This is a genomic window from Nocardioides lentus, from assembly GCF_039529515.1.
Taxonomy (GTDB): Bacteria; Actinomycetota; Actinomycetes; order Propionibacteriales; family Nocardioidaceae; genus Nocardioides; species Nocardioides lentus.
In genome coordinates, this window is the sequence record NZ_BAAAMY010000005.1 from 454859 (window position 1) to 481391 (window position 26533).

Annotated in this window: 30 protein-coding genes; 12 read left to right on the forward strand and 18 right to left on the reverse strand. The window is 75.7% G+C overall.

The genetic code is table 11. The annotated features are described in order from the left end of the window. Positions 1-48: 48 nt before the first annotated feature. Together nhaA and ABD158_RS13100 are read right to left on the reverse strand one after the other, a co-directional pair. Positions 49-1308 carry a Na+/H+ antiporter NhaA gene (gene nhaA, locus ABD158_RS13095; protein WP_344007860.1) on the reverse strand — a complete coding sequence of 420 codons (1260 nt, stop codon included), beginning with the start codon at positions 1306-1308 and terminating at the stop codon, positions 49-51. Positions 1309-1457: 149 nt separating this feature from the next. Further along, positions 1458-2621 (reverse strand): sensor histidine kinase, encoded by a 1164-nt coding sequence (locus ABD158_RS13100; protein WP_344007862.1) that lies wholly within the window; start codon positions 2619-2621, stop codon positions 1458-1460. Between the two features lie 125 nt (positions 2622-2746). Between ABD158_RS13100 and ABD158_RS13105 the strand changes: the two genes are divergently transcribed. After that, the gene (locus tag ABD158_RS13105) at positions 2747-3412 is read left to right on the forward strand and encodes an HD domain-containing protein (RefSeq protein WP_344007865.1); all 666 of its coding nucleotides are present in this window, start codon (positions 2747-2749) and stop codon (positions 3410-3412) included. A 63-nt stretch (positions 3413-3475) separates the two neighbouring features. Here the strand turns inward: ABD158_RS13105 and ABD158_RS13110 are convergent, their stop codons facing one another. Further along, a complete protein-coding gene (locus ABD158_RS13110; protein WP_344007867.1) occupies positions 3476-3802 on the reverse strand; it encodes a hypothetical protein in 327 nt (108 codons plus the stop codon). Then, positions 3795-4094: an ArsR/SmtB family transcription factor gene (locus tag ABD158_RS13115; RefSeq protein ID WP_344007869.1), complete on the reverse strand. Its 300-nt coding sequence runs from the start codon at positions 4092-4094 to the stop codon at positions 3795-3797. Before ABD158_RS13115 ends, ABD158_RS13110 begins: the two co-directional genes overlap by 8 nt. 163 nt (positions 4095-4257) lie before the next feature. Here ABD158_RS13115 and ABD158_RS13120 point away from each other — a divergent pair, with 163 nt between their 5' ends. The 3 genes from ABD158_RS13120 (at position 4258) to ABD158_RS13130 (ending at position 6744) form a co-directional block, all read left to right on the forward strand. Then, entirely contained in the window at positions 4258-4605 is a 348-nt protein-coding gene (locus ABD158_RS13120) for a rhodanese-like domain-containing protein (protein ID WP_344007872.1), read from the forward strand. Between the two features lie 91 nt (positions 4606-4696). After that, entirely contained in the window at positions 4697-6064 is a 1368-nt protein-coding gene (locus tag ABD158_RS13125) for a sensor histidine kinase (RefSeq protein ID WP_344007874.1), read from the forward strand. Then, entirely contained in the window at positions 6061-6744 is a 684-nt protein-coding gene (locus ABD158_RS13130) for a response regulator (protein WP_344007876.1), read from the forward strand. Before ABD158_RS13125 ends, ABD158_RS13130 begins: the two co-directional genes overlap by 4 nt. Positions 6745-6778: 34 nt before the next feature. Here ABD158_RS13130 and ABD158_RS13135 read toward each other — a convergent pair whose 3' ends face one another. Together ABD158_RS13135 and ABD158_RS13140 are read right to left on the reverse strand one after the other, a co-directional pair. Continuing rightward, positions 6779-7912, reverse strand: coding sequence for a hypothetical protein (locus ABD158_RS13135; protein ID WP_344007878.1), 1134 nt, complete (start codon positions 7910-7912; stop codon positions 6779-6781). 21 nt (positions 7913-7933) lie between these two features. Continuing rightward, positions 7934-8320: a VOC family protein gene (locus ABD158_RS13140; RefSeq protein ID WP_425573197.1), complete on the reverse strand. Its 387-nt coding sequence runs from the start codon at positions 8318-8320 to the stop codon at positions 7934-7936. 46 nt (positions 8321-8366) lie between these two features. On the opposite strand from ABD158_RS13140, the gene ABD158_RS13145 reads away from it, so the two are divergent. After that, on the forward strand, positions 8367-8837 hold the full coding sequence (locus ABD158_RS13145) for a MarR family winged helix-turn-helix transcriptional regulator (protein ID WP_344007880.1): 471 nt from the start codon (positions 8367-8369) through the stop codon (positions 8835-8837). A 199-nt stretch (positions 8838-9036) separates the two neighbouring features. Here ABD158_RS13145 and ABD158_RS13150 read toward each other — a convergent pair whose 3' ends face one another. The 3 genes from ABD158_RS13150 to ABD158_RS13160 are packed head-to-tail and all read right to left on the reverse strand — an operon-like array spanning position 9037 to position 12002. Further along, positions 9037-10389 (reverse strand): hypothetical protein, encoded by a 1353-nt coding sequence (locus tag ABD158_RS13150; RefSeq protein ID WP_344007882.1) that lies wholly within the window; start codon positions 10387-10389, stop codon positions 9037-9039. A gap of 58 nt (positions 10390-10447) precedes the next feature. Further along, positions 10448-11446, reverse strand: coding sequence for a CU044_5270 family protein (locus ABD158_RS13155; protein WP_344007884.1), 999 nt, complete (start codon positions 11444-11446; stop codon positions 10448-10450). A gap of 4 nt (positions 11447-11450) precedes the next feature. Beyond that, positions 11451-12002 (reverse strand): RNA polymerase sigma factor, encoded by a 552-nt coding sequence (locus tag ABD158_RS13160; RefSeq protein WP_344007887.1) that lies wholly within the window; start codon positions 12000-12002, stop codon positions 11451-11453. A 284-nt stretch (positions 12003-12286) separates the two neighbouring features. Between ABD158_RS13160 and ABD158_RS13165 the strand changes: the two genes are divergently transcribed. The 3 genes from ABD158_RS13165 to ABD158_RS13175 all read left to right on the forward strand — a co-directional run bounded on the left by ABD158_RS13165 (position 12287) and on the right by ABD158_RS13175 (position 13832). After that, positions 12287-12508: a CbtB domain-containing protein gene (locus tag ABD158_RS13165; RefSeq protein WP_344007889.1), complete on the forward strand. Its 222-nt coding sequence runs from the start codon at positions 12287-12289 to the stop codon at positions 12506-12508. Positions 12509-12702: 194 nt separating this feature from the next. Beyond that, positions 12703-13485, forward strand: coding sequence for a CbtA family protein (locus tag ABD158_RS13170; RefSeq protein ID WP_344007891.1), 783 nt, complete (start codon positions 12703-12705; stop codon positions 13483-13485). After that, positions 13482-13832, forward strand: coding sequence for a hypothetical protein (locus ABD158_RS13175; protein ID WP_344007893.1), 351 nt, complete (start codon positions 13482-13484; stop codon positions 13830-13832). Before ABD158_RS13170 ends, ABD158_RS13175 begins: the two co-directional genes overlap by 4 nt. A gap of 27 nt (positions 13833-13859) precedes the next feature. Here ABD158_RS13175 and ABD158_RS13180 read toward each other — a convergent pair whose 3' ends face one another. Then, positions 13860-14960 carry a sensor histidine kinase gene (locus ABD158_RS13180; protein ID WP_344007895.1) on the reverse strand — a complete coding sequence of 367 codons (1101 nt, stop codon included), beginning with the start codon at positions 14958-14960 and terminating at the stop codon, positions 13860-13862. A 260-nt stretch (positions 14961-15220) separates the two neighbouring features. Here ABD158_RS13180 and ABD158_RS13185 point away from each other — a divergent pair, with 260 nt between their 5' ends. Both ABD158_RS13185 and ABD158_RS13190 read left to right on the forward strand, forming a co-directional pair. Then, positions 15221-16216 carry a nicotinate-nucleotide--dimethylbenzimidazole phosphoribosyltransferase gene (locus tag ABD158_RS13185; protein ID WP_344007896.1) on the forward strand — a complete coding sequence of 332 codons (996 nt, stop codon included), beginning with the start codon at positions 15221-15223 and terminating at the stop codon, positions 16214-16216. Next, positions 16209-16964, forward strand: coding sequence for an adenosylcobinamide-GDP ribazoletransferase (locus ABD158_RS13190; RefSeq protein ID WP_344007898.1), 756 nt, complete (start codon positions 16209-16211; stop codon positions 16962-16964). The genes ABD158_RS13185 and ABD158_RS13190 overlap by 8 nt, the downstream gene beginning before the upstream one ends. A 5-nt stretch (positions 16965-16969) precedes the next feature. Here ABD158_RS13190 and cobU read toward each other — a convergent pair whose 3' ends face one another. Next, entirely contained in the window at positions 16970-17503 is a 534-nt protein-coding gene (gene cobU, locus ABD158_RS13195; RefSeq protein ID WP_344007900.1) for a bifunctional adenosylcobinamide kinase/adenosylcobinamide-phosphate guanylyltransferase, read from the reverse strand. A 17-nt stretch (positions 17504-17520) separates the two neighbouring features. On the opposite strand from cobU, the gene ABD158_RS13200 reads away from it, so the two are divergent. Then, positions 17521-18471, forward strand: coding sequence for a cobalamin biosynthesis protein (locus tag ABD158_RS13200; RefSeq protein ID WP_344007902.1), 951 nt, complete (start codon positions 17521-17523; stop codon positions 18469-18471). An 80-nt stretch (positions 18472-18551) separates the two neighbouring features. Continuing rightward, a complete protein-coding gene (locus tag ABD158_RS13205) occupies positions 18552-19178 on the forward strand; it encodes a TlpA family protein disulfide reductase (RefSeq protein WP_344007904.1) in 627 nt (208 codons plus the stop codon). A gap of 145 nt (positions 19179-19323) precedes the next feature. Here the strand turns inward: ABD158_RS13205 and ABD158_RS13210 are convergent, their stop codons facing one another. From ABD158_RS13210 to ABD158_RS13240, 7 genes are all read right to left on the reverse strand, one after another. Then, positions 19324-20088: a cobalt-precorrin-6A reductase gene (locus tag ABD158_RS13210; RefSeq protein ID WP_344007906.1), complete on the reverse strand. Its 765-nt coding sequence runs from the start codon at positions 20086-20088 to the stop codon at positions 19324-19326. A 7-nt stretch (positions 20089-20095) separates the two neighbouring features. After that, complete coding sequence (locus tag ABD158_RS13215) at positions 20096-21577, reverse strand: cobyric acid synthase (protein ID WP_344008017.1); 1482 nt, start codon at positions 21575-21577, stop codon at positions 20096-20098. A 191-nt stretch (positions 21578-21768) separates the two neighbouring features. After that, a complete protein-coding gene (locus ABD158_RS13220) occupies positions 21769-22839 on the reverse strand; it encodes a hypothetical protein (protein ID WP_344007908.1) in 1071 nt (356 codons plus the stop codon). Between the two features lie 118 nt (positions 22840-22957). Beyond that, positions 22958-23392, reverse strand: a complete 435-nt coding sequence (locus tag ABD158_RS13225; protein WP_344007910.1) for a heat shock protein transcriptional repressor HspR — start codon at positions 23390-23392, stop codon at positions 22958-22960. Between the two features lies 1 nt (position 23393). Beyond that, positions 23394-24569 carry a molecular chaperone DnaJ gene (gene dnaJ / locus ABD158_RS13230; RefSeq protein WP_344007912.1) on the reverse strand — a complete coding sequence of 392 codons (1176 nt, stop codon included), beginning with the start codon at positions 24567-24569 and terminating at the stop codon, positions 23394-23396. Between the two features lie 72 nt (positions 24570-24641). Beyond that, positions 24642-25286: a nucleotide exchange factor GrpE gene (grpE, locus tag ABD158_RS13235; protein WP_344007914.1), complete on the reverse strand. Its 645-nt coding sequence runs from the start codon at positions 25284-25286 to the stop codon at positions 24642-24644. Continuing rightward, a partial coding sequence (locus ABD158_RS13240) for an Hsp70 family protein (protein ID WP_344007918.1) occupies positions 25283-26533 on the reverse strand: 1251 nt, incomplete at its 5' end. The genes grpE and ABD158_RS13240, both read right to left, overlap by 4 nt.

The following is a 26533-nucleotide window of genomic DNA, read 5'->3' on the forward strand; positions in this document are numbered from 1 at the left end:
CCCGACACCAGGACGCCCCGCCCCGGCGCGGGCCGTCCCGGCTCCGGCTCAGCGCGTGGTGGCCGCCTCCCGGGCGCGACGGCGCGCGTGACGGCGGGCGTCGAGCCGCAGGACGACCGCGGCGAGCACGGCGGCGACGACGGAGGCGGTGAGGACGGCCACCTTCGCGGTGTCGGTCAGCGCGGGGTCGTCGAAGGACAGCTCGGCGATCAGCAGGGAGACGGTGAACCCGATGGCCGCCAGCAGCGCCACCGGGACCAGGTCACGCAGGACCAGGCCGCCGTCGAGGCGCAGCCCGGGCAGCCGCACGGCGAGGGCGGCGCCGCCGATGATCCCGACCAGCTTGCCGCCCAGCAGTCCGGCGGCGATCGCCAGCGACAGCGGCTCGGTGACCACCGAGCCGAGGCCGCTCACCTCGACCCCGGCGGCGAAGAACGCGAAGACCGGCAGCGCGACCGCGGCGGAGAGGGGCCGGTTGATGCCCTCGAGCCAGTGGACCCGCGAGTCCGGCTCCTCGCCACGGGCCACGGCCGGCACGGCGAGACCGAGCAGCACGCCCGCGATGGTGGCGTGGACACCGGACTCGTGCATCAGCACCCAGGCCACGACCGAGACGGGCAGCAGCACCGCCACCCGCGCCGCGCGGGCGCGCGCCGCGGCGGCGAAGACACCCACGGCGAGCAGTGCCAGGCCGAGCCAGAGCAGGGAGAGGTCGTCGGTGTAGAAGACGGCGATGATCGTGACGGCGAGCAGGTCGTCGACGACGGCGAGGGTCAGCAGGAACAACCGCAGGGCCGACGGCAGGCCGCGCCCGAGGACGGCCAGCACGGCGAGCGCGAAGGCGATGTCGGTGGCGGTGGGGATGGCCCACCCCGACAGCAGGCCGTCCTCGCCGGAGGCGAGCACCACGGCGACGTAGACCAGGGCGGGGACCACCATGCCCCCGACCGCGGCGATCACCGGGACCGCGGCCGCGCGGAGGTCGCGCAGCGCGCCGACCCGCAGCTCGTGCTTGAGCTCGAGGCCCACGACGAAGAAGAAGATCGCCAGGGCGCCGTCGGCGGCCCAGGTCGCGAGGCTGAGGTCGAGGTTCAGGGCCGCGGGACCGACGACGGTGTCGCCGAGCGCCGCGTAGGCGCCGGACCAGGGCGAGTTCGCCCAGACCAGGGCGGCGGTGGCGGCGACGATGAGCAGGATCCCGCCGACCGCCTCGTCGGACAGGACGGACAGCGGGGAACGGCGGGCGGGAGCGGCCGGCCCGCCCGGCGGCGCGGGCTGGGCGGACGGGGCAGGAGCGTGCTCGGACACGGAGGACCTCGAGAGGATCGGCGACGGGGACGCGGCGCGTTCGACCGCATCGCCGACCAGACTTCCCGGCACACCAGGTGCCCACTCTACCGTCGACGGGGCCCGGGAGCCCACTCCTCGCGCCCCCTCGCGGGGGCTCGGGCGGTCCGTCAGCGCGGCAGCTGCAGCAGGGCGGTGGTCCCGGCGTCGGTGCTGGTGAGGCTGACGCTGCCGTGGTGGGCGTCGACGATGGCCTTGACGATCGACAGGCCCAGCCCGGCGCCGGGCTTGTGACTCGCCACCGACGACTGGCCGCGGTAGAGCCGGTCGAAGACCCGCTCCTGCTCGGCGACCGGGATGCCGGGGCCGGTGTCGGTCACGGTGACGACGACGCTCTCGGACAGCAGCTGGCAGCCGACGGACACGGTGCCGCCCTCGGGGGTGAATTTCACGGCGTTGCCGATCAGGTTGTCGAGCACCTGGAGCAGCCGGTCGTGGTCGCCGTGGATCGCGGTGGTCGCGGTGAGGACGTCGTTGTCGGGGACGTGGGCGAGCGTGATGCGCTTGGCGCGGGCGCCCGCGGCGTGCTCGGCGACGGCCTCGTCGAGCAGCGCGGAGAGCTCGACCGGCCCCGTGGTCAGCGTGATCTGGCTGAGGTTGCCGACGGCGACGGTGAGCAGGTCGGAGACGAGGCGGTACTCGCGGCGGGCGTTGCGGCCGATCGCCTCGAGCATCCGGCGCGCCTCCGGGCTCAGGTCCTCGGGGGCGAGGTCCTCCATCATCTCGTGGTAGCCGAGGATCGAGGTCAGCGGCGTGCGCAGCTCGTGGGTCACGGTCGCGAGCAGCTCCTCCCGCATCCGGTCCGACTCCTGCTCCAGCTCGATGCGCTCGGTGATGTCGCGGACGGTGGCGACCGTGCGCGGGGTGGGGCTGGTCGAGTCCGGGATCGGCGCCAGCGAGATCTCCGCGGCGAACTCCTGGCCGCCCTTGCGCACCGCGGCGAGCTGCAGCAGTCCCATCGGGCGCCGGGTGTAGGAGGAGCGGATCCGGGGGTGCCGCGCCCGGGAGCGCTGCGGCACCAGCACCTCCATCGGGCGGCCCTCCAGCTCGGCGGGCTCGTAGCCGAACACCGACAGCACCTGGCGGTTGGCCAGGTCGATGCGCCCGTCGGCGCCGACCACGATGACGGCGTCCGGCACGGCGTCCAGAGTGGCCCGCAGCAGGGCCCGGGAGGCGATGCCGGCCGCGTCGTCGGGCGCCGACAGCGGCACCGTCACCGGGTCGTCCAGGCTCGACGCGGTCGTCTCCGCGGCGACGGTCGATGAGGAGCGCACGTCGGGGACGCTAGCCCCGCCTCGAGGTTTTGTGTGCAACTTCGCCACAAGATTGAACAGCGTGTGCAGGTGTGTGGATCGACCACCGGTCCGGTCCGGGCGCGCCACGTCCTAGGTTCGGGGCCGTGGACCGGACCGAGAAGACCGACGAGGCCCTGCTGATCGACCGCAGCCCGCTGCCCGAGGACCTCGACGAGCGGCTGCGTCGCCAGCTGACCTTCGTGACCGAGGTCGACCGGCTCAAGACCGTGCTCCGGGCCTCGCCGCTGGCCGCGGCCGACCGGCGCGAAAACGACGCCGAGCACTCCTGGCACCTCGCGCTGATGGTGTCCCTGCTCGCCGAGTACGCCGTGGAGCCCATCGATGTGGGTCACACCGTCACCCTCGTCGTGATCCACGACCTGGTGGAGATCCACGCCGGCGACAGCCCGGTCTTCGACCCGGCCGCCGTGGTGGGCCAGCAGGAGCGGGAGGAGGCGGCGGCCGACCGTCTGTTCGCGCTGCTGCCCGACGACCAGGCCCGCGGGCTGCGGGCGCTCTGGGACGAGTTCGAGGCCGGCGCCACCCCCGAGGCCCGGTTCGCCAAGGCGATGGACCGCCTCCAGCCGCTGCTGCTGAACTGGGTCGGCCGGGGCGGCACGTGGGGCATGCCGGGCGCCACCGAGTCCGCCGTACGGCGGCGCGAGGCCGGGGTCGTCGCCGGGTCCACGACGCTCGGCGACGCCGCGGGCCGCCTGGTGGACGAGGCCGTGCGGCGGGGCTGGATCCGTCCCGACGGCCCCCGGGACTAGGAGGCACGACGGCCCGGACCCCGCTCGGGGTCCGGGCCGTTGCGGCCTCCGGCGAGGTCCGCCTCAGGCGGCGTGCTTGCAGGTCGAGCAGGAGCAGTCGGCGCAGACGCAGTTGGCGCACTGGTCGCCGCCGCAGTTGCCGCACTGGCAGGTCGCGTGGTTGCACGTGGGGCACGAGCAGTCGCTGCACGAGCAGGTGGCGCACGAGTCGTCGCAGTCGGAGCACTGGCACTTCGTGCACTCGTCGTAGTGGCCGTCGTGCTCGTGGTGCAGGTGGCCGTCGTGCTCGTAGTCGACGTGGTCCTCGTGGACGACGGCGAGGTGGCCGCAGCCCGGGCCGTGGGTGTGGGCGTGCTTCTCGGCCTCGGAGTGGGGGGCGGTCTCAGTCATGCGGGTGCTCCTGGGTGTGGGTGAAGGCGTCGAGGAAGACGTGCGCCACGTGCTCGTCGAGGAGGGCGTACGTCGTGGTGCGTCCGGTGCGGGTCGCGGTGACGATCCGGGCCCCCCGCAGCACCCGCAGGTGCTGCGACATCAGGGGTTGGGAGACCTCGAGCTCGTCGGTGAGCTCGGAGACCGTCCGCGGCCGCTCCGAGAGCCGGTGCACCACCGCGGCACGCACGGGGTTGGCGAGCGCCGAGAACAGCTCGCTGACCCCGCCGTACGTGACGGCGACCGGTTCCATGCAGAGATCCTTATATGCGCACGATCGCATGTCAAGCGGAGTCGTGACGCGCCGCAGTCCTGTAACGCGGTGTTACGGTCACTGCAGCAGGCCCCTCCGGGCCCCTTTCGAGCAGCGATCCCGCGGCAGTCGGTCGTACGCCGCGGCCCCGACAGGAGACCTGATGACGGACCACTTCGAGGACCGCGCCCGCCGCGCCGAGGACGCACGCCGGCGCGTCACCCACGCCTCGGCCGACGAGGCGCTCGCCGCCGGGGCACGGACGGTCGTCGACGTGCGCGACCCCGCCGAGTACGACGCGGACCACCTCGACGGCGCCGTGAACCTCCCGGTCGACGAGATCGAGGCCCGCGCGGCCGAGCTGCTGCCCGACCGCGACGCCCCGGTCGTCACCTACTGCAACGGCGGGGGCCGGGGTTCGCTCGGCGCGGACACCCTCACCCGCCTGGGCTACACCGACGTGGTCAACCTCGACGGTGGCCTCCGCGGCGTCCGTGGTCAGGACGGGTAGCCCCGACGGCGACCGAGGATCGCCCCCGAGACGGAGCGGCCCGGCACCTGAGGTGGACGACGCCGCGCGCCCGACGGACGAGCCTGGTCCCATGACGCCGCTCACCCGTGACCCGTCGGCGACGACGACCCTCCCCCCGCGCACCGCCGCCGGCCGCGAGGACGGCCGCGGGCGTGCGCTGCGGGTGGCCCGGGCATGGGCGCCCGACGCCGCGGTCGGCCTGGTCGTGCTCGTGCTGGGGCTGCTCGAGCTGCTCGACAACCCGGAGATCGTCGAGGTGACCCTCGGTGACGCCTACTACGTGGTCGTCGGGTTCGCGATCGCCGCCGGACTCGCCCGCCGCGCGCCGGCGGTCGCGCTCGCGGTGGTGTGGATGACCGCCGGCATGCAGGTGCTGGTCGACGTGCCGCTGCTCCTGGTGCAGCTGAGCGTCGGGATCGTGGCGTTCGGGTGCGCCCGGTGGGGTCAGCCCGCGACGGTGACCACCAGCGGCCTGGCGATCCCGGTCGGGATCAGCCTGGCCGTGGTCGCGATCGCGTCGCGGCTCTACGAGCCGTTCGGAGTCCGGTCCTCGCAGCCGTTCTTCGACCTCTTCACCGTCCTGCCCGACCTCGGGGTGCTCGGGATCCTGCTGACCGTGGCGCTGCTCCCGCTCGGGGCACCCTGGCTCGCGGGGCTCGCCCTGCGGTTCTCCGAGCGGGCCCGCACCTCGCAGGAGTCGCAGGCCGTCGCGGAGGCCACGACGGTGCAGGCGGAGGCGGCCCGCGCCCAGGCCGAGGAGCTCGCCGCCCTCCGGGCCTCGCAGGCGCGGCTCGCCGCCGACGTGCACGACGTCGTGGGGCACTCCCTGGCGGTGATCCTGGCGCAGGCGGAGTCGGCGCAGTACCTGCCCGACGACCCGGCCCGCCTCAAGACCACCCTCGCGACCATCGCCGAGGCGTCCCGCGACTCGCTGCGCGACGTGCGGGCCGTGCTCGACACCACCCGCGACGGCACCGCCACTCCCCCGGGCGCGCTCGACGAGCTGGTCACCGGCGTCCGCCGCAGCGGCCACCGCGTCGAGTCGCACGAGGTCGGACAGCCGCGGCCACTGCCCCCGGAGCTGGCCGAGGTCGCCTACCGGGTGCTGCAGGAGATGCTGACCAACGCCGTGCGCCACGGCTCCCGCGACGCCGTCGTCCACGTCGAGCGCCACTGGGACGACGACCTGCGTCTCGAGGTGGTCAACGAGGTGGCCCACGAGGTGGTCGCCGGGCCGGGCGACACCCACGACACGGCCGCCTGGGACGCCGCCGCACCCCACGCGGGGCCCCCGACCGCCTCGCCCGCCGACGGGTCGTCGGCGCGCCGTGGCATCACGGGGATGCGACGGCGGCTGGAGTCCGTCGGCGACCGCCTCGACGTGCGCCGGCGCGCAGGGACGTTCACCGCCACGGCGTGGGTCCCGGTGCGCCGATGACCGCGTCCGGGCCGGTCGAGCCGACCGCCGACATCCGGGTCCTGCTCGTCGACGACCAGGACCTCTTCCGCGAGGGCGTGCGGGTGATCGTCGACGCCCAGGAGGGGATGGGCGTCGTCGGCACCGCCGGGGACGGCGAGGAGGCCGTGCGGATGGTCGCCGAGCTCGAGCCCGACGTGGTGCTGATGGACATCCGGATGCCCGTCATGGACGGCGTCGAGGCCACCCGCCGGATCTTCGCCGGCGACGCCCCGGCCCGCCGGACGCCGGTGCGGGTGGTCGTGCTGACGACCTTCAACCTCGACGACCGGGCGGCGACGGCGATCCGGCACGGCGCGTCCGGCTTCCTGCTGAAGGACACCACGCCGGCGCAGCTGCGCGACGCGATCCGCACCGTGCACGCCGGCAACGCGGTGCTCGCACCCACCGACCTCGTCACCCTGCTCGACTCGGCAGTGGTCACCCCCGACCCGCCGCCGGCCGCGTTCACCGGCCTCACCGACCGCGAGCGCGAGGTCTTCGACGCGGTGGCCCGAGGGCTGTCGAACGCGGAGATCGCGGCCCGCGTCTTCACCTCGGAGTCGACCGTGAAGACCCACGTCGGCGCGATCCTGCGCAAGCTCGCGCTGCGCGACCGGGTGCAGATCGTCGTGTTCGCGCACGAGCACGGTCTCGTCTGACGACCGGCCCCGGGGCCCGGTCGTCCGGACGGGGTCAGCCGGCGAACGGCTCCGCGACCCAGGCGCTGAACACCGGCACGCCCCGCCAGGCGCGCGGCCCGTCGCGCACGGAGCATCGCGCGAGCACCGCGAAGGGGCGGTCGACGAGGACCTCGACGCGCCGCACCAGGACCTCCTGGGCGGGCGCGAGCCCGGCGGCACGCATCGCGATGCCGGTCACGGCGGCGGCACGGAAGCCGGTCCGCGTGTACGACGCCACCGCCGCCTGCCGCGCCCGCAGCTCGACGGGCCGGTCCTCGGGACGCGCGAAGCCGGCCAGCGTCGCGAACGCCTCCGCCATCCCCGGGGCGCCCCCGAGGTCGTGCTCGCCGGAGGCCGACCACGCGGGCAGGGAGGTCCGCCACTCCTCCTGCTCGGGCGGCCCGGAGCCGAGCTCCCGCCGCTCGCGGACGGTCCAGGCGTGCCCGTCGACCAGGTCGGCGACCGGCACGCGACGCGCCGGGGAGTCGTCGCCGACCAGCAGGGCGGCCACCTCGTGGGCGGACGCGAGCACGCGCTCAGGCTCCACGTCGGCCGCGGCGACCACGCTGAGCACTTCGAGGGCGGAGGAGGACGACGGCGCCGCCACGGCCACCGGACCGGCGGCCTCGGTCTCGGCCACCAGCTGGACGCCGTTGCGGACGCGGAGCAACCCGTCGGTCTCGTCGAGCGCGACGCTCCAGCTGATGTCGGTCGCGAGCGCGGAGGCGAGGACCAGGGCGGTCAGGTCGTCGACCTCGGCCGGGAAGGTCTCGACCATCCCCCGGGTCCGCTCCCGCGCCCAGGCGTCGGCCCCGGCCTGCGTCGGCACCGGCCCCCGCTCGACCGCGCCCGGCAGCGTCCGCGCCCACCCGTCGTACGACGGACCGAGGTGGCGGTCCCAGACGGCCACCGCGGCCGCGACCGCGGGGTGCGGGTCGGCGAGCAGCTCGGCGGCGCGCCGCGCCGCGTCGTCCGTGCCGAGGGCGGCCTCGAGACGCTGTCGCTCCTCGCCGTCGGCCACCGGGGCGACCAGGGCCAGGAGCAGCCAGACCCCCAGGGGTGAGACCACCGCGTGGTCGGTCAGCAGCGGGCCCTCCAGGCGGGCGGCGTACCGGCTGATCAGCTCACGTGTCGTGGGTGCGGGCACGGCGCCGACGCTAGCGGTCGATCAGGCGCGGTCGTGGAGCGTGACGTGGTAGCCGTCGGGGTCGGCGAAGGTGAACGTCCGGCCGAACGGGCCGTCGATCGGCGCGGCCACGATGCGGTGGCCGTCGGCGTCGAGAGCGTCGTGGATGGCCTGGACGTCGGTGGCGTGGAGCCAGATCGCGGCGCCGAGGCCGGGCCGGTCCCCCGAGGCGAGATCCGTGCCGGGCACGACGTCGCGCAGCGCGAACGCGATCGGGGTCGTGGTGAAGACGACCGCGTGCGGCGGGCCGGCCGGCGAGCGGACGAGGCCGAGGTAGCGCTCGTAGAACGCCTGCGAGGCGTCCAGGTCGCTGACCTGGAGCGAGATGAAGTCGGGGCCGGTCACGGGCATGCGGAGCTCCTTCGTCATGGATGTCAGATATCTGACATCCATGACCGTATGTCAGACTCCTGACATGAGTCAAGACGGTGGTGGCATCGAGCTCGAGACCTCCCTGGGGTACCTGCTCAAGGAGGCCTCCAGCGCGCTGCGCGCGGCGATGGAGGAGGTGCTGCGTCCCCTCGGGATGACCGTGACCCGCTACTCCTGCCTCGAGCTCCTGGCCCAGCGACCGGGCCTGTCGAGCTCGGAGCTCGCGCGCGGCGCGTTCGTGACGCGGCAGTCGATGAGCACCCTGCTGCAGACCCTCGAGCAGGAGGGACTCGTCACCCGGCCGGACGCGGCCCCCATCGGGCGGGTGCTGCCGACCCGGCTCACACCTCGGGGGCGGCGTCGCCTCGAGTCGGCGTCCGCCGCCGTCCGCTCGGTCGAGCTCCGGATGCTGGCCGGCATGGACGAGACCGAGCAGGAGGCAGCGCTGCGGGCGTTGCGGGGCATGGTCCGTGCGCTGCGCGAGGGCGCGGGGGGACCTGCCGAGGAGGGGTGATGCGGGACGCCGCTCAGCGGCGCGTGGCGCGCACCAGGACCCAGCCGAGGAAGACGGCGATCGCCGCGAGGATCAGGTAGAGGATGACGATCTCGATCGTCCCGAGTCCGAACATGACCCGGAGCATGCCCCGCCGCGCCCGCGGACGGAAGCCCTTGCGGTGACGTGGGGCGCGGGCGCGCGGCGCCCGCGGACCGCCTCAGACGTCGAGGACACCGGCCACGGCGTACGACGCGGGCGGGACGTCACCGGTGTCGAGGTCCTCCATGAGATCGATGTCGGGGCTGTCGGGGACCGCGACACGGCCGAGGACGTCGTAGAGCGGGATGCGCCGTCGCAGCCGCACTCCTGGACGGAAGGACCAGTCGAAGGTGACCTCGACACAGGTGTCCGGCCAGGAGCCGACCAGCTCGGCGCGGCTGTCGGACATGCCGGTCGCGAGCGGCGTGACACGTCCGTCGGTCCCGGTCCAGAACCGATCGAGCTCAGCGAGACCCGCCCTCGTCGCGGACTCGTAGTCGCCGGCGTCGACGGGCGTCGCTCCGCGGGGCCAGCCGCGGCCGGCGACGTCGAGGGCGTCGGGTCCGATCGCCTGCTCGACCTCACCCGTCGCCGGGTCGATCCGCAGGAGCTCCCCCGGGGCGTCGTGCCCCCGACCTCGACGACGGTCAGGTCGGTGCACGGCGATCCAGAGGGCCGAGCCCGCCAGGGTCACGTCCTGCAGCGACGCCGGGCCGAGGTCGATCCGGTGGACGGTCGCTCCCTGGTCGTCGACCGCGAGCGCGATCAGCGGGTGCGGCCACCGGCCTCCGCGCTCGTGGCCCAGGTGCCAGTCGTGGCCCGAGGCGCGGACGTGGGGCACGGGGGCGCCGCCGCGCTCCGGCTCGACCGTGGGCGGCAACCAGGTCGGGAGCACCTCGCGGGACGCGCGCGCCGGCACCACCCCTGGGTCGGCGCAGCCGTGGTCGGCGAGCGTCAACCGGGTCGGCGCCACGTCGCCCGCGGCGAGTCGCATCCACGACGTGGCGCCCTCGTGGGGGGCCGGCAGGCGGACCTCGACGACGACGTCGCCGCTCGAGGAGCGGACCGACCGTACGTCGCCCTCGACCTCGACCGCACGGCTGTGATCCACGGGCGACAGCAGACGCAGCTCGGAGACGTCGGCGGGACCTTCCTCGTCCTCGTCGTCGTCGTGGTCCTCGTCGTCCTGATCGACCTGGCGGGTGACGCACCAGGCACCGTGGGCGGAGACGACCGACAACGTCCCGTCGCCTGCGTGATGGCCGTCGCGCGACCCGTCGGCGCGCACGTGGACGACGGGCCCGCCGTCGTGCTGCACCCAGAGTCCGTCGACGGCAGGGAGGACGCGGCGATCGTGGAGCTCACGACCCGGCGGGAGCTCCGGCCATGCGATGACGGACCTGACCGCTGCGGTCCGCGGGTCGACCAGCGCCGCGACCGGCTGGACCTCGTCGACGACCCAGAGCCGGTCACCGATCTCGTGGAGCTCGCCGGGGCGGAAGGGCCGGCGTCCCGCCGTGCGCGTCGTCATCGGGAACGGGGCACCGCCCGACCGTGAGGCTCCATGAGCGACACCGTAGCGGCGTCGTTCAGGCGCAGGTGCCGTCATGCGGATCGGCCTCCTGCCCGTCGGCGCAGGTCCGGGAGCCGTTGCCGTAGCGGCGCAGGTCGGCGCGCACCCGCTCCGGCACGCGGTCGACGGTCTCGAGCAGGGTGATCCGCGCGCGGGACCTGCCGCCGGGGTCGGAGCTCTCGCTGCCGAGGAGCTGACCGGTCTCGCGGTCGACGACGATCGTCTTGCGTCCCAGCGCCCCGACGACGAAGCGGTCGTGGCTGATGGCGACGGCGTCGCGTCCGTCGACCTCGACGTCGCGGGTCTCCACGCCGCCCACGTCGGCGAGCACCTCGAGGGCGACCGCGAACGTCGCGGGGTCGAGGAGGCGGGAGTTCACCAGGTCGCTGACCGCGACGAAGAGCGCCTCGTCGTGGGAGTTCGACCCCGACACGGTGTCGTCGAGGTAGGCCCGCAGGCCGGCGGCGTCGTCAGGCAGGTCGGCCACGAACCTGGGCGTCGGCGTGCCGAAGTCGGCCCTCCGGGGTGGCGGGTAGAAGGCGCGCTCCGTCCACCCCGCGGACGGGCGGTGGAGGACGACCCAGGTCGCACCGTCCCAGCGCACCCAGTTCTCGTACTCGTCGTCCAGCGTCAGGCCATCGCCGAACAGGCTGCTGTTCTCCTGCAGGCTCCAGCCCTCGACGTGGAGGAGCTCGCCCGGCCCGACGACCGGTCCGTCGCCCTCAGCGGCCACGCCGGCGAGACGCAGCAGCTCGGCGCGGGCCTCGGCGTCACCGCCGCTCACGACCACCGGGACGACGAGCGCTGCCGCCACCGTCGCGGCCGCGGCCAGCAGCGCGACCCGTCCACGCGTACTCCGGGGGGCGGTCGACGCCTCGTCACGCCCGGCCCCGCCGCGGATCCGGCGCAGCAGATCGTCACGCTCCTGCGCGGGCCAGCCCTCCCGGAGGTCGGTGTCCGTCGGCCGGGCGCGGAGCAGCGCGTCGTGCAGGTCGCGGTCCTGGTGGTAGCTCATGTCGTCACTCCTGCGCCGCGGCGGGCCGCAGCAGGGTCGGGGGCTGGTCCGTCGGACCGTCGGTCAGAGCGGCGAGGCGTCGGCGGGCGCGGTGGAGGCGGACGGCGAGGGTGCCCCGTCGTACGTCGAGGACGCGGGCGGCCTGGTCGGCTGTCAGGCCCTCCCAGGCCACGAGCAGCAGCAGCTCGCGGTCGGCCGCGGGCAGCGCGGCGAGCGCCGCGAGGCAGGCGTCGCGCTCGGCGACGGCGACCTCGGGCGAACCGGCCCCGTTGCGCCAGTGCTCACGCACCACCTCCTGCCAGTGGCGGTCGCGGGTCGCGAGCCGCCGCCGGTGGTTGGCCGCGAGGCGTCGCGCGGTGCCGACGAGCCAGGGCCAGACCTCGGCGTCCCCGTCGGGCAGCGCCTCGGGCCGGCGCAGCGCGACCACGAAGGCCTCCGCGACCAGATCGTCGGCCTCGGCCGCGCCGACCTGGCGCCGGGCGTAGAGGCGCAGCCGGACGGCGTACTGCTCGAACAGTCGCGTCAGGCGGTCCTCGTCGGGACTGGTGTCACTCACACTCGGTACGTGTCCGGCGCACGCGGCGTATTACACCGTCAACCGTCGCGCGACGGCCATCGCAGCGGAGCGGCCCCGTGCCCACTCGAGCGCTGCCGTTCCCCTGGGGCGACCTCCGGGTCTACGCTGCGCGGGCGAGCACGAGGAAGCCGGTGGGAGTCCGGCGCAGTCGCGCTACTGTGACCGGCCCTCCTGGGCACCACCCAGGGGAGTCGGAAGTCAGACCCGAGTGCTCGCTCACCTCCACCACTACCCAGGGGCGCCTCACCCCTGAAGGAGCACTCATGTCCCAGGTCTCCCCTGTCCCCGCCTCCGCCGCGGGGGTCGCGGTCCCCTCGATCCCGGTCCTGCGGCTGCTGCCGTGGCTGCTGTTCGCCGGGCTCCTGTCGCTGCTGGTCATCTTCTTCGTCAGCGCCGACCAGGGTGCGGTGTCCATCCCCGCCGGCACGGCGATCCACGAGTGGGTCCACGACGGGCGCCACCTGCTGGCGTTCCCCTGCCACTGAGGTAGCGCGCCAATCGGCCGACCGGGGTCTCGTGGCTCGGCCGTGGACGGCCTCGCACCTCGACCTCCGGCCACCGCCGACGGCCCCGCACCTCGACCACCGGCCACCGCCGACGGCCCCGCACCTCGACCTGCGCACCTCGACCTCCCACGACCCGGTCGGGCCCGCGCGTCGTCCCCGCAGACAGGATCCCCATGACCGCTCGCACGTACCTGATCTCCGGCCTCGTGGCCGGGCTGCTCGCCGGCATCGCGGCGTTCGTCGTCGCCTTCACGATCGGCGAGCCTCCGATCGACGACGCCATCGCGCTCGAGGGGGCGGCCGCGGCCGCGGAGCCGCACGCCCACGACGGCACCGAGGAGGCGGGCCACTCCCACGGCGAGGAGGCCGCGGTCAGCCGCGGGCAGCAGGCCGGACCCGGTCTCGCCACCGCCACCGTCGCGATCGGCGTCGCCCTGGGCGGGCTGGTCGCCCTGGCCGCCGCCGCGGCCATGGGACGGGTGGGCCGCCTCAGCCCACCCGCGACGACGGCGCTGGTCGCCGGGGTCGGGTTCGTGGCCGTCGCGCTGGTGCCCTTCCTGAAGTACCCGGCCGTCCCGCCCGCCGTCGGCTCCGGCGACACCATCGGCGCGAGGACCGCGCTGTACTTCGGCTTCCTGCTGGTCTCGGTCGTCGCCGCCGGGGTCGCGGTCGCGATGGCGTCGCGCTTCGCCCGCAGCTCGACCCCGTACGCCGCGACCGCCCTCGGCGTCGTGCTGTACGTCGCCGTGGTGGCCGTCGCCGCCGCGCTGATGCCGGGCGTCGACGAGCTCGGGACCTTCCCCGCAGGGCTGCTGTGGCAGTTCCGCCTGTCGTCGCTGCTGACGCTGACCACCCTGTGGGGCGTGCTGGGCTTCGCGCTCACCGGGTTCGTGGGCCGCGCCTGGGCGACCCACCGCGCCGACGTCGCGCGGCGCGAGCTGGCGGCGTCGCTGTGAGCCGCCGCGGACCCGACGTCACCGTCACGCTGTGCCGTGACTGCTGCTGCGGCAGCCCCTCGAAGCACCCACGCACCGACCACGACGAGCAGCGCGACAAGCTGCTCGCGTGCGCCAGCGACAGCGTGCGGGTGCGCGTCGCGGACTGCCTCGACGAGTGCGACCGCAGCAACGTCGTGCTGGTGCGCGACCACCGCCGGCCGCGCGGGCACGGCGACACCTGGCTCGCGCGCGTGCTCGGGGAGAGGGAGACCGACGTGCTGGTGGACTGGGTCGAGGACGGGGCGTGGCTGCCGCTGCCGCCCGCGCTCGCCGCGCGGCAGTTCGGGATGCGCGGGCGACGCTGAGCCGCACCGGCCGGCGGGGCGGCCCCCTCAGCGGGGTAGGTGGACCGACACCGTCGTGCCGGCCGAGGAGCCCTCGAGGCTGACGCTGCCGTGGTGGGCCTCGACGATCGCCCTGACGATCGAGAGCCCCAGCCCCGCGCCGGGCGTCTCCGCGGCGATCGAGCCCTGACCGCGGTAGAGCCGCTCGAAGACGAGCTCCTGCTCGGCCACCGGCACCCCCGGGCCCTCGTCGTGGACGGTGACGACGACGGCCTCGTCGAGCGGTCGGCACCGCACGACCACCTCGCTGCCGGGGCGGGAGAACTTCACGGCGTTGCCGATCAGGTTGTCCAGCACCTGCAGCAGGCGGTCGCGGTCGGCGGTCACCGTGGTGGAGCCCGGCGCCTCGGGCGTGAGGTGGACGAGCCGCAGGGACTTGGTCAGCGCCAGCGGCGACAGCTCGGAGACCGCCTCCCCGAGCAGGTCGTCCACGTCGACCGGCCCCGTGACCAGCGCGACCCGGTCGAGCTCGGACACGGCGACGGTGAGCAGGTTGGAGACCAAACGGAACTCCCGGCGGGCGTTGCGCTGGACCGCCCCGAGCATGCGCCGCGCGTCGGGGCCGAGCTGGTCCTCGCCCAGCTCGGTCATCAGCTCGACGTAGCCGAGGATCGCGGTCAGCGGCGTCTTCAGCTCGTGGGTCACCGTCGCCAGCACCTGGTCCCGGACCCGGTCCGCCTCACGCTCGAGCCCGATCCTCTCGGTGATGTCACGCACCGTCGCCACCGTGCGGACCGTCCCGCTGACCGCGTCCCGGATCGGGGCGAGCGAGAGCTCGGCCGCGAACTCCTCGCCGCCCTTGCGGACCGCCGCCACCTGCATGAGGCCCAGCGGGCGCCGACCGTACGACGCGCGGATCCGCGGGTGCGCGGCCCGCACGCCCTCCGGCACCAGGACCTCCACCGCGCGCCCCTCGAGCTCGGCGGGCCCGTAGCCGAAGACGGTGCGGACCCGGCGGTTCGCCAGGTCGATGCGGCCGTCCGCGGCGACGACGAGGACGGCGTCCGGGACGGCGTCGAGCGTGGCGCGCAGCAGTGCCATGGAGCTCTGGTCGATCCGCCTCTCGGCGGACCCGTCGTCCGGCGGCACGCTCGGAGGCTAGGGGTGATGGCGGCCCCGCGTGGGGCAATGGCTGAACTGCTTGGATCGCCCAGATTCCGGGGCGCTCCGCGAGGCCGGCGCCAGGGTCTACGCTGCTCGCGCGGGCACGAGGAAGCCGGTGGGACTCCGGCGCAGTCGCGCTACTGTGACCGGCCCTCCCCGCCGCAGCGGGAGGACCGGGAGCCAGACCCGAGGGCCCGTCGACCTCCCCCTCGACCCAGGGACGCAGAATCCCTGAAGGAGCCCCGGTGACCCCACCCTCCGCCGCCCCCCGCCCGTACGACGAGGCCGCCGCGCAGGCGGCCCGGGAGCGGGTGGCCGGGCTCGCGACGCCGGCCGGGGCGCTGGGCCGCCTCGGGGACCTGGCCGCGTGGGTCGCGGGATGTCAGGGCTGCTGCCCGCCGCGGCCGCTGGACGACGTCGCGTGCGTGGTGTTCGCCGGCGACCACGGGGTCGCGGCCCACGGCACCTCGGCGTACCCCTCGGAGATCACCGCCCTCATGGTCGCCACGCTGCGGTCCGGTCGCGCGGGGGTCTCGGCCCTGGCCGGCGCGCACGGCGTCGACGTGCGCGTCGAGGACGTCAGCGTCGGGCGCCCCAGCGAGCCGCTCCACCTCACCGACGCCACCACCCGCGAGCGCGCCGGCGCCGCCCTCGCCCGCGGGCGCGCGGTCGCAGCGGAGGAGGGGCACCGCGACCTCCTCGTGCCCGGCGAGGTCGGCATCGGCAACACCACGCCGGCCGCCGCCCTCGTCGGCGCCCTGCTCGGGCTCCCCGCCCACGAGGTCACCGGCGCCGGCACCGGTCTCGACACCGAGGGCGTCGTCCGCAAGACCGCCGTCGTGCAGACCGGGCTCGACCGGTGCCGCGAGGTCACCGACCCCGTCGACCTCCTGGCCGCCCTCGGCGGGGAGGACCTGGCGGCGATGACGGGGTTCCTCCTGGGCGCCGCCGAGGTCCGCGTCCCGGTGCTGCTCGACGGCGTCGTGTCCCTCGCCTGCGCGCTCGTCGCCGACGCGATCGCCCCCGGCACGGGCCGCTGGTGGGCCGCCGGCCACCGCTCCACCGAGCCCGCCCAGCAGGTCGCGCTCGACGAGCTCGGGCTCGTGCCCGTGCTGGACGCCGGCATGCGGCTCGGCGAGGGGTCCGGGGCCGTCGCCGCCGTCCCGCTCCTGCGCGGGGCGGTCGCGCTGCTCCGCGACACCGCCACCCTCGCGGAGGTCCTGGGCGGCACGGGTGGGTGACGGCTGGCGGCTGGCCCTCGGCACGCTCACCGCGCTGCCGACGCCGCCGCCCACCCGCGTCGACGCGGCCGTGGCGCGGCGCTCGCTGCTGCTGGCGCCCCTCGCCGCCGCACCCCTCGGGCTCCTCGCCGGTGGCCTCGCCTGGGCCGGCCGCGGGCTCGGCCTCGCGCCGCTCGCGGTCGCCGTGGTCGTCGTCGCGGCGCTGGTCGGCGGCAGCCGCGCCTTCCACGTCGACGGCCTCGCCGACACCGCGGACGCGCTGACCGCGTCGTACGACGCCGAGCGCTCGCTGGCGGTGATGCGATCCGGCGACACCGGCCCCGCCGGGGTGGCCGCGGTCGTGCTCGCGCTCGGCGTGCAGGCCGCGGCCGTCGCCGCGCTGCTCGCCCTCGCCTGGGGCCCCCTGGTGGTCGGCGTGGCCGTCGCGCTGGCGCGGGTGGCCCACTCGGCCGCGTGCCTCCGCGGCGTGCCGGCGGCGTCGGGCTCGCGCCTCGCCGCGCCGTACGCCGGGTCGCTGGGCCGTCCGTCGGCCGCCGCGGCCTGGCTCCTCGCCGCCGCCGCGCTCGGGGCGGTCGGCGCGGTGGCCGGCCTGGACTGGTGGCGCGGGCCGGTCGCGGTCGGGGTCGCGGTGCTGCTCGTGACGCTGCTCGTGCGGCGCGCCGTACGACGGCTCGGCGGGGTGACCGGCGACGTGTTCGGCGCCTCGATCGAGCTGACGCTCGTGGTGCTGCTGGTGGGGATGACGTGAGGCCCCTAGAGCCGCAGCGTGCGCCCCGCGACCACGAGGACGACGTCGTCGCAGGCGGTGGCGACGCGCTGGTTGACGGTGCCGAGCAGGTCGCGGAACACCCGACCGGACCGGTGCTCCGGCACCACCCCGGCGCCCACCTCGTTGGTGACCAGCACGACGTCGACGCGCGCGCGGGCGACGGCGTCGACGAGCGCCGCCAGCGGTGCGGCGACGGCCTGCTCGAGCTCGCCGCGCGGCGCGTCCCAGCCGGCCCCGTCGAGCACGGCGGTCAGCCACGTGCCGAGGCAGTCGACGATCACCGGGCGGCCCTCGCCGTCGGCGCCGTCGACCGCGGCCGCGAGGTCGCGGGTCTCGGCGGTCGTCCACGCTCCGGGCCGACGCTCGCGGTGCCGCGCGAGCCGGTCGGCCCAGTCGGGGTCGGGGTCCTCGTCGGTGGTCGGGCCGGGCGCGACGTACACCGCGGGCTCCTGCGCCAGCAGCCCCTCGGCGTACGCGGACTTGCCGGAGCGCACGCCGCCGGTGACCAGGACCTTCACGGTCCGGGACGCTACCGGTGAGCGGCGTCGCGCGGGCGGTGGGCCTGCTGGCCGGGTACGCCGCCGACCGCGCGCTCGGCGACCCGCGCCGCGGCCACCCGGTGGCGGCCTTCGGCACGGTCGCCGGCGGGCTGGAGCAGCGGATCTGGGCGGACTCCCGCGCGAGCGGCGCCCTGCACTGCGTGGCGCTCGTCGGGGCCGCGACGGCGCTCGGCGCAGCCGGTGGACGGGCGGTCCGCGGCCGACCCGCGGGCGAGGCCGCCGTGGTCGCGCTCGCCACCTGGACCGTCCTCGGCGGCACCTCCCTGGAGCGCGAGGCCCGCACGATCGGTGCCTGGCTCGTCGCCGGCGACCTCGACGCCGCCCGCGCCCGGCTCCCCCACCTGGTCGGTCGCGACCCGAGCGCCCTGGACGCGGACGGGGTCGCCCGCGCGGTGGTCGAGTCCGTCGCGGAGAACACCTCCGACGCCGTCGTCGCCCCCCTGGTCTGGGGCGCGCTCGCGGGTGCGCCGGGGCTCCTGGCCTACCGCGCCGCGAACACCCTCGACGCGATGGTCGGCCACCGGACCCCGCGCCACGAGCGGTTCGGCTGGGCCTCCGCGCGTCTCGACGACCTGCTCAACCTGCCCGGCGCCCGCCTCGCGGGACTGCTGGCGGTCGCGGCCGGTCCCGACCACGCCGGCGCCCGACGCGCGTGGCGGCGTGACGCCGCCTCCCACCCGAGCCCCAACGCCGGCGTCGTGGAGGCGGCGTACGCCGGTGCGCTGGGCCTGCGCCTGGGCGGGGAGACGGCGTACCCCCACCGCGTCGAGCAGCGCCCCGTGCTCGGCGACGGCCGTGCCCCCGTCCCCGCCGACGTCGAGCGCGCCGTCCGCCTCGCCCGGCGCGTGCAGCTCGGGTCGGTGCTGGTGGCGGCCGCCGTCGCGCTCGTCCTGCCGCGCCGCGCGGGCACCGCAGCCGGCACCTGAGCCGCGGTCGATCGCTGTCGCCCAGCGACAGCAACCGACCACGTTCCGCCCCGAGCCGGCGGCCGGTGCAGGATGGCGCCGTGCTCCCGCGGACCCCTGCCGCCCTCGCGATCGCGGTCCTCGCGCTGCTCGCGGGCTGCAGCGGCACCGCCGGACCCTCCTTCACCGTCCCGTACGTCGGGCCCGCCGACGTGGACGTCGACACCCCCGCGCTGCGGGAGGCGAAGGCCGCGGCAGGGATCGAGGACTGCCCGCGTCCGGCGGGCGGGACCGGCTCCGGCGACCTGCCCGCGGTGACGCTGCCGTGCCTCGGCGGCGGCCGGTCGGTCGACCTGTCGACGCTGCGGGGGCCGATGGTGGTCAGTGTCTGGGCGCAGTCCTGCGTCCCCTGTGCGACGGAGATGCCGGTCCTGCAGGCGTTCCACGAGGAGCACGGGGACGAGGTCCCGCTGCTGGGGATCGACTTCCAGGACGTGCAGGTGGACGCGGCCCTCGAGTTCGTCGCCGACCGCGGGGCCACCTACCCGCAGCTGGCCGACGTCGGCGGGGAGACCCGCGACGCGCGCCTCGCCCCCGGCCGGTTCGGCCTGCCGCTGCTCGTGCTCGTCGACGAGGACGGCCGCTACGCGTACCGCGGCCTGGAGATCATCGACTCCACCGGCGAGCTCGAGGAGCTCGTCGCCGAGCACCTCGGCCTCCTCCTGTGAGGCCGGCGACACCGCGCAGGGGCCGACCCTGACCCATCACGGCGCTCCGGGGTCTGCTCGTGGTCGTCCTCGTCCTCGCTGCCACCGTGTCCCGGGGTGCTCCTGATGCTGCTCGGCGTGCTGGCCCTGCTGGTGCTCCGCGACATCAGCCTCCGAGGGACGAGCGGCCCGCCACCCACGCCCGCGCGGAGGCGACGTCGGTGACGACCTCGACGCCGGCGGCGGGCCGGGGTCGGGCGACGACGACGACCGGCACCCCGAGCGCGGCGGCGGCGTCGAGCTTGGGACGGGTGAGGTCGCCACCGGAGTCCTTGGTGACGAGCACGTCCGCGCCGTGCTCACCCATCACCGCCCGCTCCCCCGCGAGCGTGTAGGGCCCGCGGTCCTGGAGCAACGACCACGTCCCGGGCAGCGTCGTCTCGGGCGGGTCGACGACGCGGGCCAGCACGGCGGCCTCGCGCAGCGGCCCGACGAACGCGTCCAGCGACTGACGGCCGATCGTCACGAACGGCCGCCGGCCCAGCTCCGCCGTACGACGGGCCGCGTCGTCGTGGGTGTCGACCCAGTGCCACTCCGACGCCCCCGGGAGGCCGGACCAGCCCGGGCGTTCGAGCCGCAGCAGCGGGGTGCCGGTCACCGGGCACGCCCGGGCGGCGTGGTCGGAGATGCCCGCGGCGAAGGGGTGCGTCGCGTCGACGACCACGTCGTAGGCCTCCTCGCGCAGGTGGGAGACCAGCCCGTCGACGCCGCCGAAGCCACCCGTGCGGACCTCGCCCGCGGGCAGTCGGGGCCGCGCGACCCTCCCGGCCAGCGACGACACCACGTCGACGCCGTCGTCGAGCAGCGCCGCGGCGAGCGCGCGGGCCTCACCGGTGCCACCGAGCAGCAGCAGGCGCACGGGGCCCGTCACCGGCGGCTCACCGTCCCGCCCCCGGCTCGAGCACCCGCAGGCCCGCGGGGGCGCCCGCGCGGGCCAGCGCGAGCAGCGCGTCGACGTCGAGGTGCTCCTCCGCCAGATCTGCGAGCAGCTCGAAGCGCCGCTCCCGGGCCGCCGCGAACGAGGCTCCCGAGGGTTCCCACGTCGCCCCCACGGCCTGCGCGACGTCCGCGAGGTAGGCCGACCGGAACCCGTCGGACTCCAGCGAGCCGTGCCACAGCGTCCCCGCGACGTGGCCCGACCGGGCACCCCCCAGCCACTCCTGCCCGGAGCCGCGGGTCACCCGGCCGTGGTGGATCTCGTAGCCGGTGACGTCCGCGCCCAGCGCCGAGCCGGACGGCAGCCGCAGCACCTTGTCGGCCGTGAACGTCGTGGTCACGTCGAGCAGCCCCAGCCCCTCGACCGCCGGTACCGCGCCCTCGACGCCGTCGGGGTCGGCCACCCGGCGCCCGAGCATCTGGAACCCGCCGCAGATCCCCAGCACCGGGCGCCCTGCCGCGGCGTGCGCGCGCACCGCGACGTCGAGCCCGCGCTCGCGCAGCCACGCCAGGTCCGCCACGGTCGCGCGGGTGCCGGGCAGGACGACGAGGTCGGCGTCGGCGAGGTCGCGGGGCCGTGACACCCAGGTGACCTCCACCCCCGGTTCGAGGGCGAGGGCGTCGACGTCGGTGAAGTTGCTGACCCGCGGCAGCCGCACGACGGCCACCTTCACCCCGGCTCCCGCCGCCACCGGCGCGGCGCCGAGGTCGAGCGCGTCCTCCGAGTCGAGCCACACCTCGCCGCTCCACGGCAGCACGCCGTACGTCGGGCGGCCGGTGAGGCGGGCCAGCTCGTCGAGCCCGGGTCCGAGCAGCACGGGGTCGCCGCGGAACTTGTTGACCACGAACCCCGCGACCAGCGCCTGGTCGGCGGGCTCGAGCAGGCCCACGGTGCCGTAGAGCGCCGCGAAGACCCCGCCCCGGTCGATGTCGCCGACGACCACCACCGGCACCGACCCGTGCCGCGCGAGACCCAGGTTGGTGTAGTCGCCCGCCCGCAGGTTGATCTCCGTCGGGCTGCCGGCGCCCTCGGCCAGCACGACGTCGTGGCGCGAGGTCAGCTCGTCCCACGCCTCGTACGCCGCGGTGGCGAGGTGGCGCCGCCCCTCCAGCCAGTCCCGCGAGTCGACGGCACCGGCCGGCCGCCCCCTCACCACGACGTGGCTGCGGCGGTCGCCGCCGGGCTTGAGCAGCACCGGGTTCATGGCCGGGGTCGGTCCGACCCGCGCGGCGCGGGCCTGGGTCCACTGCGCCCGCCCGATCTCGGCGGTCGCCCCGGTGACCGGGTCGCGGCAGACCATCGAGTTGTTGGACATGTTCTGCGCCTTGAACGGGGCCACGTCCACGCCGCGCCGGGCGAACGCCCGCGCCAGCGCGGTGGTCACGACGGACTTGCCGGCGTCGGAGGTGGTGCCGGCGATCATCAGCGCGCCCGTCACCCCGCAGACGCTAGTGCGTCGGGCCGGACGAGCAGCAGGCGGACGGGAACGTGCCGGTCGGCCGCCGCGGCGGCTCCTCCTCGTCCGGCCCGACACGGAGCGGGCCGCGCTCACCGGGTCACGGGGCCTGCCCGGCTCGTCCCCCGCCGACCGGCACCGCCGCACGCCGGACCGCGTCAGGCGCCGAACGAGCGCGGCTCGTCGCGGCCGCGGAGCTCGGCGTCGACCTCACGGAGGATGCCGGCCTCGGCCCGCAGCTCGCGGAGCAGGTCGCCGACGCGCTCGCGGCGGGCGTCGGCGGCGACCTCGGCGGCCACCCCCGTGGCCGGGTCGGGGCCGACGGCGCGCAGCTCGGGCGGTGCGGCCCGGCCGACGGTGGTCTCGAGCGCCTCGCGCGCGGCCCGGGCGTCGCGGCAGGCGTCGCGCAGGTCCCGCAGCTGGGCGAGGGCCTCGCGGCGGTGGGCCTCGTCGGGGCCGGCGCAGGCGGCGACCAGCTCCGGCGCCAGCGCCGCGGCCCGCGCGACCACCGTCGACGGGCCGAGCCCGTCGGTGCTGGCGGCGCCGGTCATGGACCGGTCGTACATCGCCACCCCGGTCGCCAGCTGGTCGGCGCGGTCGACGTCGCCCAGCCACCGGTTCAGCCGACCCGACGAGCGGGAGTCCGGCGCCCGGCAGGTCCAGAGGGCGGTGCGGACGGCGCGTCGCACGTGGCCCGCGTGCGGCATGCCGTGCGCCAGGGCCCGCTGGCAGAGCGCGTCGGCGAGCTGCACCCGCCCGGACAGCGGCACGGACGCCGCCACGTGCCCCGTACGACGGGCGCGCCGCGCACCGCGGTCGCCCGCGAGGAGGTCGCCGACGACGACGCCGAGCACGGCGAGCACCGCCGCCACCCCGGTCACGACGGCACCGAGCGGCAGCAGCACGACCAGCAGCACGACGAGGGCCGCGACCACCGCGTGGCGGGGGGTCCGGGGGCTGAGCTCGCCGGGCAGGGCCCGCACGAGGCGCCGGTCCCACCCGGGCGCGGGCAGCCGCTCACGCGCCACCTCGGCGGCCAGCTCGACGGGGGCGTCGGGGTCCGTCACGACGACGTCGACCACGTGGAACGGGATCCAGGGCGCACCCCGCACGGGGCCCTCCCACACCGTGACGCCCCACGGGTGCCGCTGCACGGTGAAGCGGTGCCGCCCGTCGGTCGCGGGCGCGGCGAGGTGGTGGTGGTGCCACCACAGCAGCGGCTCGGCCACGCGCTCCCCCTCCCGACGACCGTCGACTCGCACGACAGCCTTCCCCCGGTCGAACGAGGCTAACCCTGCGCGCGCACGGGCGGGAGGGGCGAGGGAGGCGACGGTGGGGGCGCCGACCTCAGCGGCCGCGTCGCCAGACGACGAGCGAGCCGGGGGCGTCGGTCTGCAGCAGGGCCGGCAGCCGGGAGGCCGGCATGGTCGCCGGCCGGTGGGCCAGCGCGTCGCGCAGGGCCTCGCGGGTGGCGTCCAGCTCGGCCTGCAGCTCGGCGTTGCGCTGCTGGAGGGCCAGGCTGCGGTGCTCGAGGTCCATGATCCGCCGGACCCCCTCGATGCCGATCCCGGCGGCGGTGAGCTCCGCGATCTCGCGCAGCTGGTCGATGTCGCGCGCGGAGTAGCGGCGGCCGCCGCCGGCCGTGCGGCCGGGGGTGATCAGGCCGACGCGCTCGTAGGTCCGCAGCGTCTGGGGGTGCAGCCCGGTCAGCTCGGCCGCGACGCTGATGACGTAGACGGCCGCGTCGGGCGAGGGACCGCGGGTGTCGAACGGACCGGCCATGTCACGCCTCCTCGAACAGGTTGGCCCTCAGCGTGCTCTCCCCGCGTGCCTCGCGGTAGGCCTGGAGCGCCTCGCGGGCCTTCTCGTCGAGCCGGCCGGGCACATGCACCTCGACCGTGGCGAGCAGGTCGCCGTTGGTCCCGTCGGCGCGCTTCGCCCCGCGGCCGCGGACCCGGAAGGTCCGCCCGTTGGGCGTGCCGGCCGGCAGCTTGAGCGTGACCGGGGCGCCACCGATCGTGGGGATCTTGACCTCGGCGCCGAGGGCGGCCTCGTCGAAGGCGACGGGCACGTCGAGGGTCAGGTTGTCGCCCTTGCGGCCGAAGAGGCGGTGCGGCGAGACCTTCACCGTGACGAACAGGTCGCCCGCCGGGCCGCCGTTCTCGCCCGCGCCGCCCTTGCCCCGCAGGCGGATGCGCTGACCGTCCTTGACCCCCGCGGGGATGCGGGCCTGGATGGTGCGGTTGGACCGCCCGCGCCCCGAGCCGTCACACGTCGGGCACGGCTCGTCGTAGACGAGCTGGCGTCCGCCGCAGGCCGGGCAGGTCTCGGTCATCGAGAACGCACCGCCCTGGCGCCCGCTGACGTAGCCGGCGCCCTCGCACTCCGCGCAGATGTGGGGCCGGGTGCCGGGCTTGCCGCCCGTGCCCTGACAGGAGGGGCAGGCCTGGTCGCTGGCCAGGCGCAGGGAGATGGTGACGCCGTCGAGGGCGTCGACGAAGGCGATGGTCGCCGTGGTCTCGACGTCGGCGCCCTTCGCGGCGCGCGGGCGCGACGTCGTACGACGACCGCCCCCGGCGCCGCCGGCGCCCCCGAAGAGATCGCCGAACATGTCGCCGATCCCGCCCTGGCCGGCGCGCTCGCGCAGCAGGTCGGACAGGTCGAACCCGCCCTGGCCGCCGCCGAAGCCGCCGCCACCGCCGCCGAACCCGCCACCGAACGCCGGGCCGGCGGCCTTCATCTGGTCGTACTCGGTGCGCTTCTCGGCGTCGCCGACGACGTCGTAGGCCTCGGCGATCTTCTTGAAGCGGTCGTGCTTCGCGGTGTCACCGGGGTTGGAGTCGGGGTGGTTCTCGCGCGCGAGCCGGCGGTAGGCCTTCTTGATGTCGGCCGCCGACGCGTCCTTCGCGACGCCGAGGTCCTTGTAGTAGTCCTTGTTCAGCCACTCGGCGTTAGCCACGCTGCACCTCCCTCATCGCTCTCCTCCCCCGGTGACCCGGGGTGTGTACGGCGGCCCCGTGGGGCCCGGCGCTCAGGCCGGGTCCACCACGAGGACCTGGGCGGCGCGCACGACACGCTCGCCGATGCGGTAGCCCGCCTTCACCACGGTCTTGACCGAGGTGACCTCCACCTCGGGGTCCCCGCCCAGGTGGGAGAGAGCCTCGTGGAGGTTGGGGTCGAACGGGTCGCCGGGCGCGCCGAAGCGCACCAGGCCCTGCTGGGTCACGGCCCGCTCCAGCTGGTCGGCGACGCTCTTCAGCCCGCCGTCCAGCTCCCCGTGCTCCCGCGCCCGGTCGATGGTGTCGAGCACCTCGACGACCGGCGAGAGCACCTTGTACGTCGCGTTCTGCGCCAGCATCTCGCGGTCCCGCTCGACGCGCCGCTTGTAGTTGACGAACTCCGCCTGGAGCCGCTGCAGGTCGGCGGTGCGCTCGGCCAGGTCCATCCGCGTCACGGCCAGCTCGTCGGACGCGGGGTCGGACGCGGGGTCCGCACCCTCGTCCGCGGGCTCGCCCACGGCCTCGGCCACGTCGACCGGGTCGGTGACCTCGGCCGGGTCGTCGAGGCTGCCGACGTCCGACGGGTCCGCCGTCAACTCGACGGCCTCCTCGGCCGGGTCGCCGGGGACCCCCTGCGGGGTCCCCGGCTCACGGTCGTCGCCGGGTCCAGCGGTCACTTGGACTCACCCTCGGGCTTGTCGCCCTCGGTGGTGCCGGTGCTCGGCTCCTCGTCCACGATCTCGGCGTCGACGACGTCCTCGTCGGCCTCGCCGGTCGCCCCGGTGGTGCCCCCGGCCGCGGCCTGGTCGGCCTCGGCGGCGGCGTACATCGCGGCGCCCATCTTCTGGCTGGACTCGTTGAGCTTGGTGACGCCGGCCTGGAGCTCCTCGGAGGAGGCCTCCTCGTTCTCCAGCGTCGACTTCAGCGCGTCGAGGTCGGTCTGCACCTCGGACTTCACCTCGTCGGGCAGCTTGTCGGCGTTGTCGGTGAGGAACTTCTCGGTCGTGTAGACCAGCCCGTCCGCCTGGTTGCGGGCCTCGACGGCCTCGCGACGCTTCGCGTCCTCCTCGGCGTACTGCTCGGCCTCCTTGACCATGCGGTCGATGTCGTCCTTGCTGAGCGCCGACCCGCCGGAGATGGTCATCGACTGCTCGCGACCCGAGGCGGTGTCCTTCGCGGACACGTGCACGATGCCGTTGGCGTCGATGTCGAAGGCGACCTCGATCTTGGGCACACCGCGCGGCGCGGGGGGCAGGCCGGTCAGCTCGAAGTTGCCGAGCGGCTGGTTCTGCGACCACATCTGGCGCTCGCCCTGCGCGACCTTGATCTCGACCGAGGGCTGGTTGTCGTCGGCGGTGGTGAAGACCTCGGAGCGCTTCGTCGGGATGGTCGTGTTGCGCTCGATCAGGGTGGTCATGACGCCGCCCTTGGTCTCGATGCCGAGGCTCAGCGGGGTGACGTCGAGGAGGAGCACGTCCTTGACCTCGCCCTTGAGGACGCCGGCCTGCAGCGCCGCGCCGACCGCGACGACCTCGTCGGGGTTGACGCCCTTGTTGGGCTCCTTGCCGCCGAGCAGCTCCTTGACCAGGTCGGTGACGGCGGGCATGCGGGTGGAGCCGCCGACCATGACCACGTGGTCGATGTTGGCAACGGCGACGCCGCCGTCCTTCAGCACCTGCTGGAAGGGCTTCTTGGTGCGCTCGAGCAGGTCGGCGGTCAGCTTCTGGAACTCCGAGCGCGTCAGGCGCTCCTCGAAGTGCAGCGGGCCGGACTCGCCGTGCGTGATGTAGGGCAGGTGGATCGTGGTCTCGGAGGACGACGACAGCTCGATCTTCGCCTTCTCCGCGGCCTCCTGGAGGCGCTGCTTGGCGATCTTGTCGGCCGCGAGGTCGACGCCGTTGTTGTCCTTGAACTTCTTGACCAT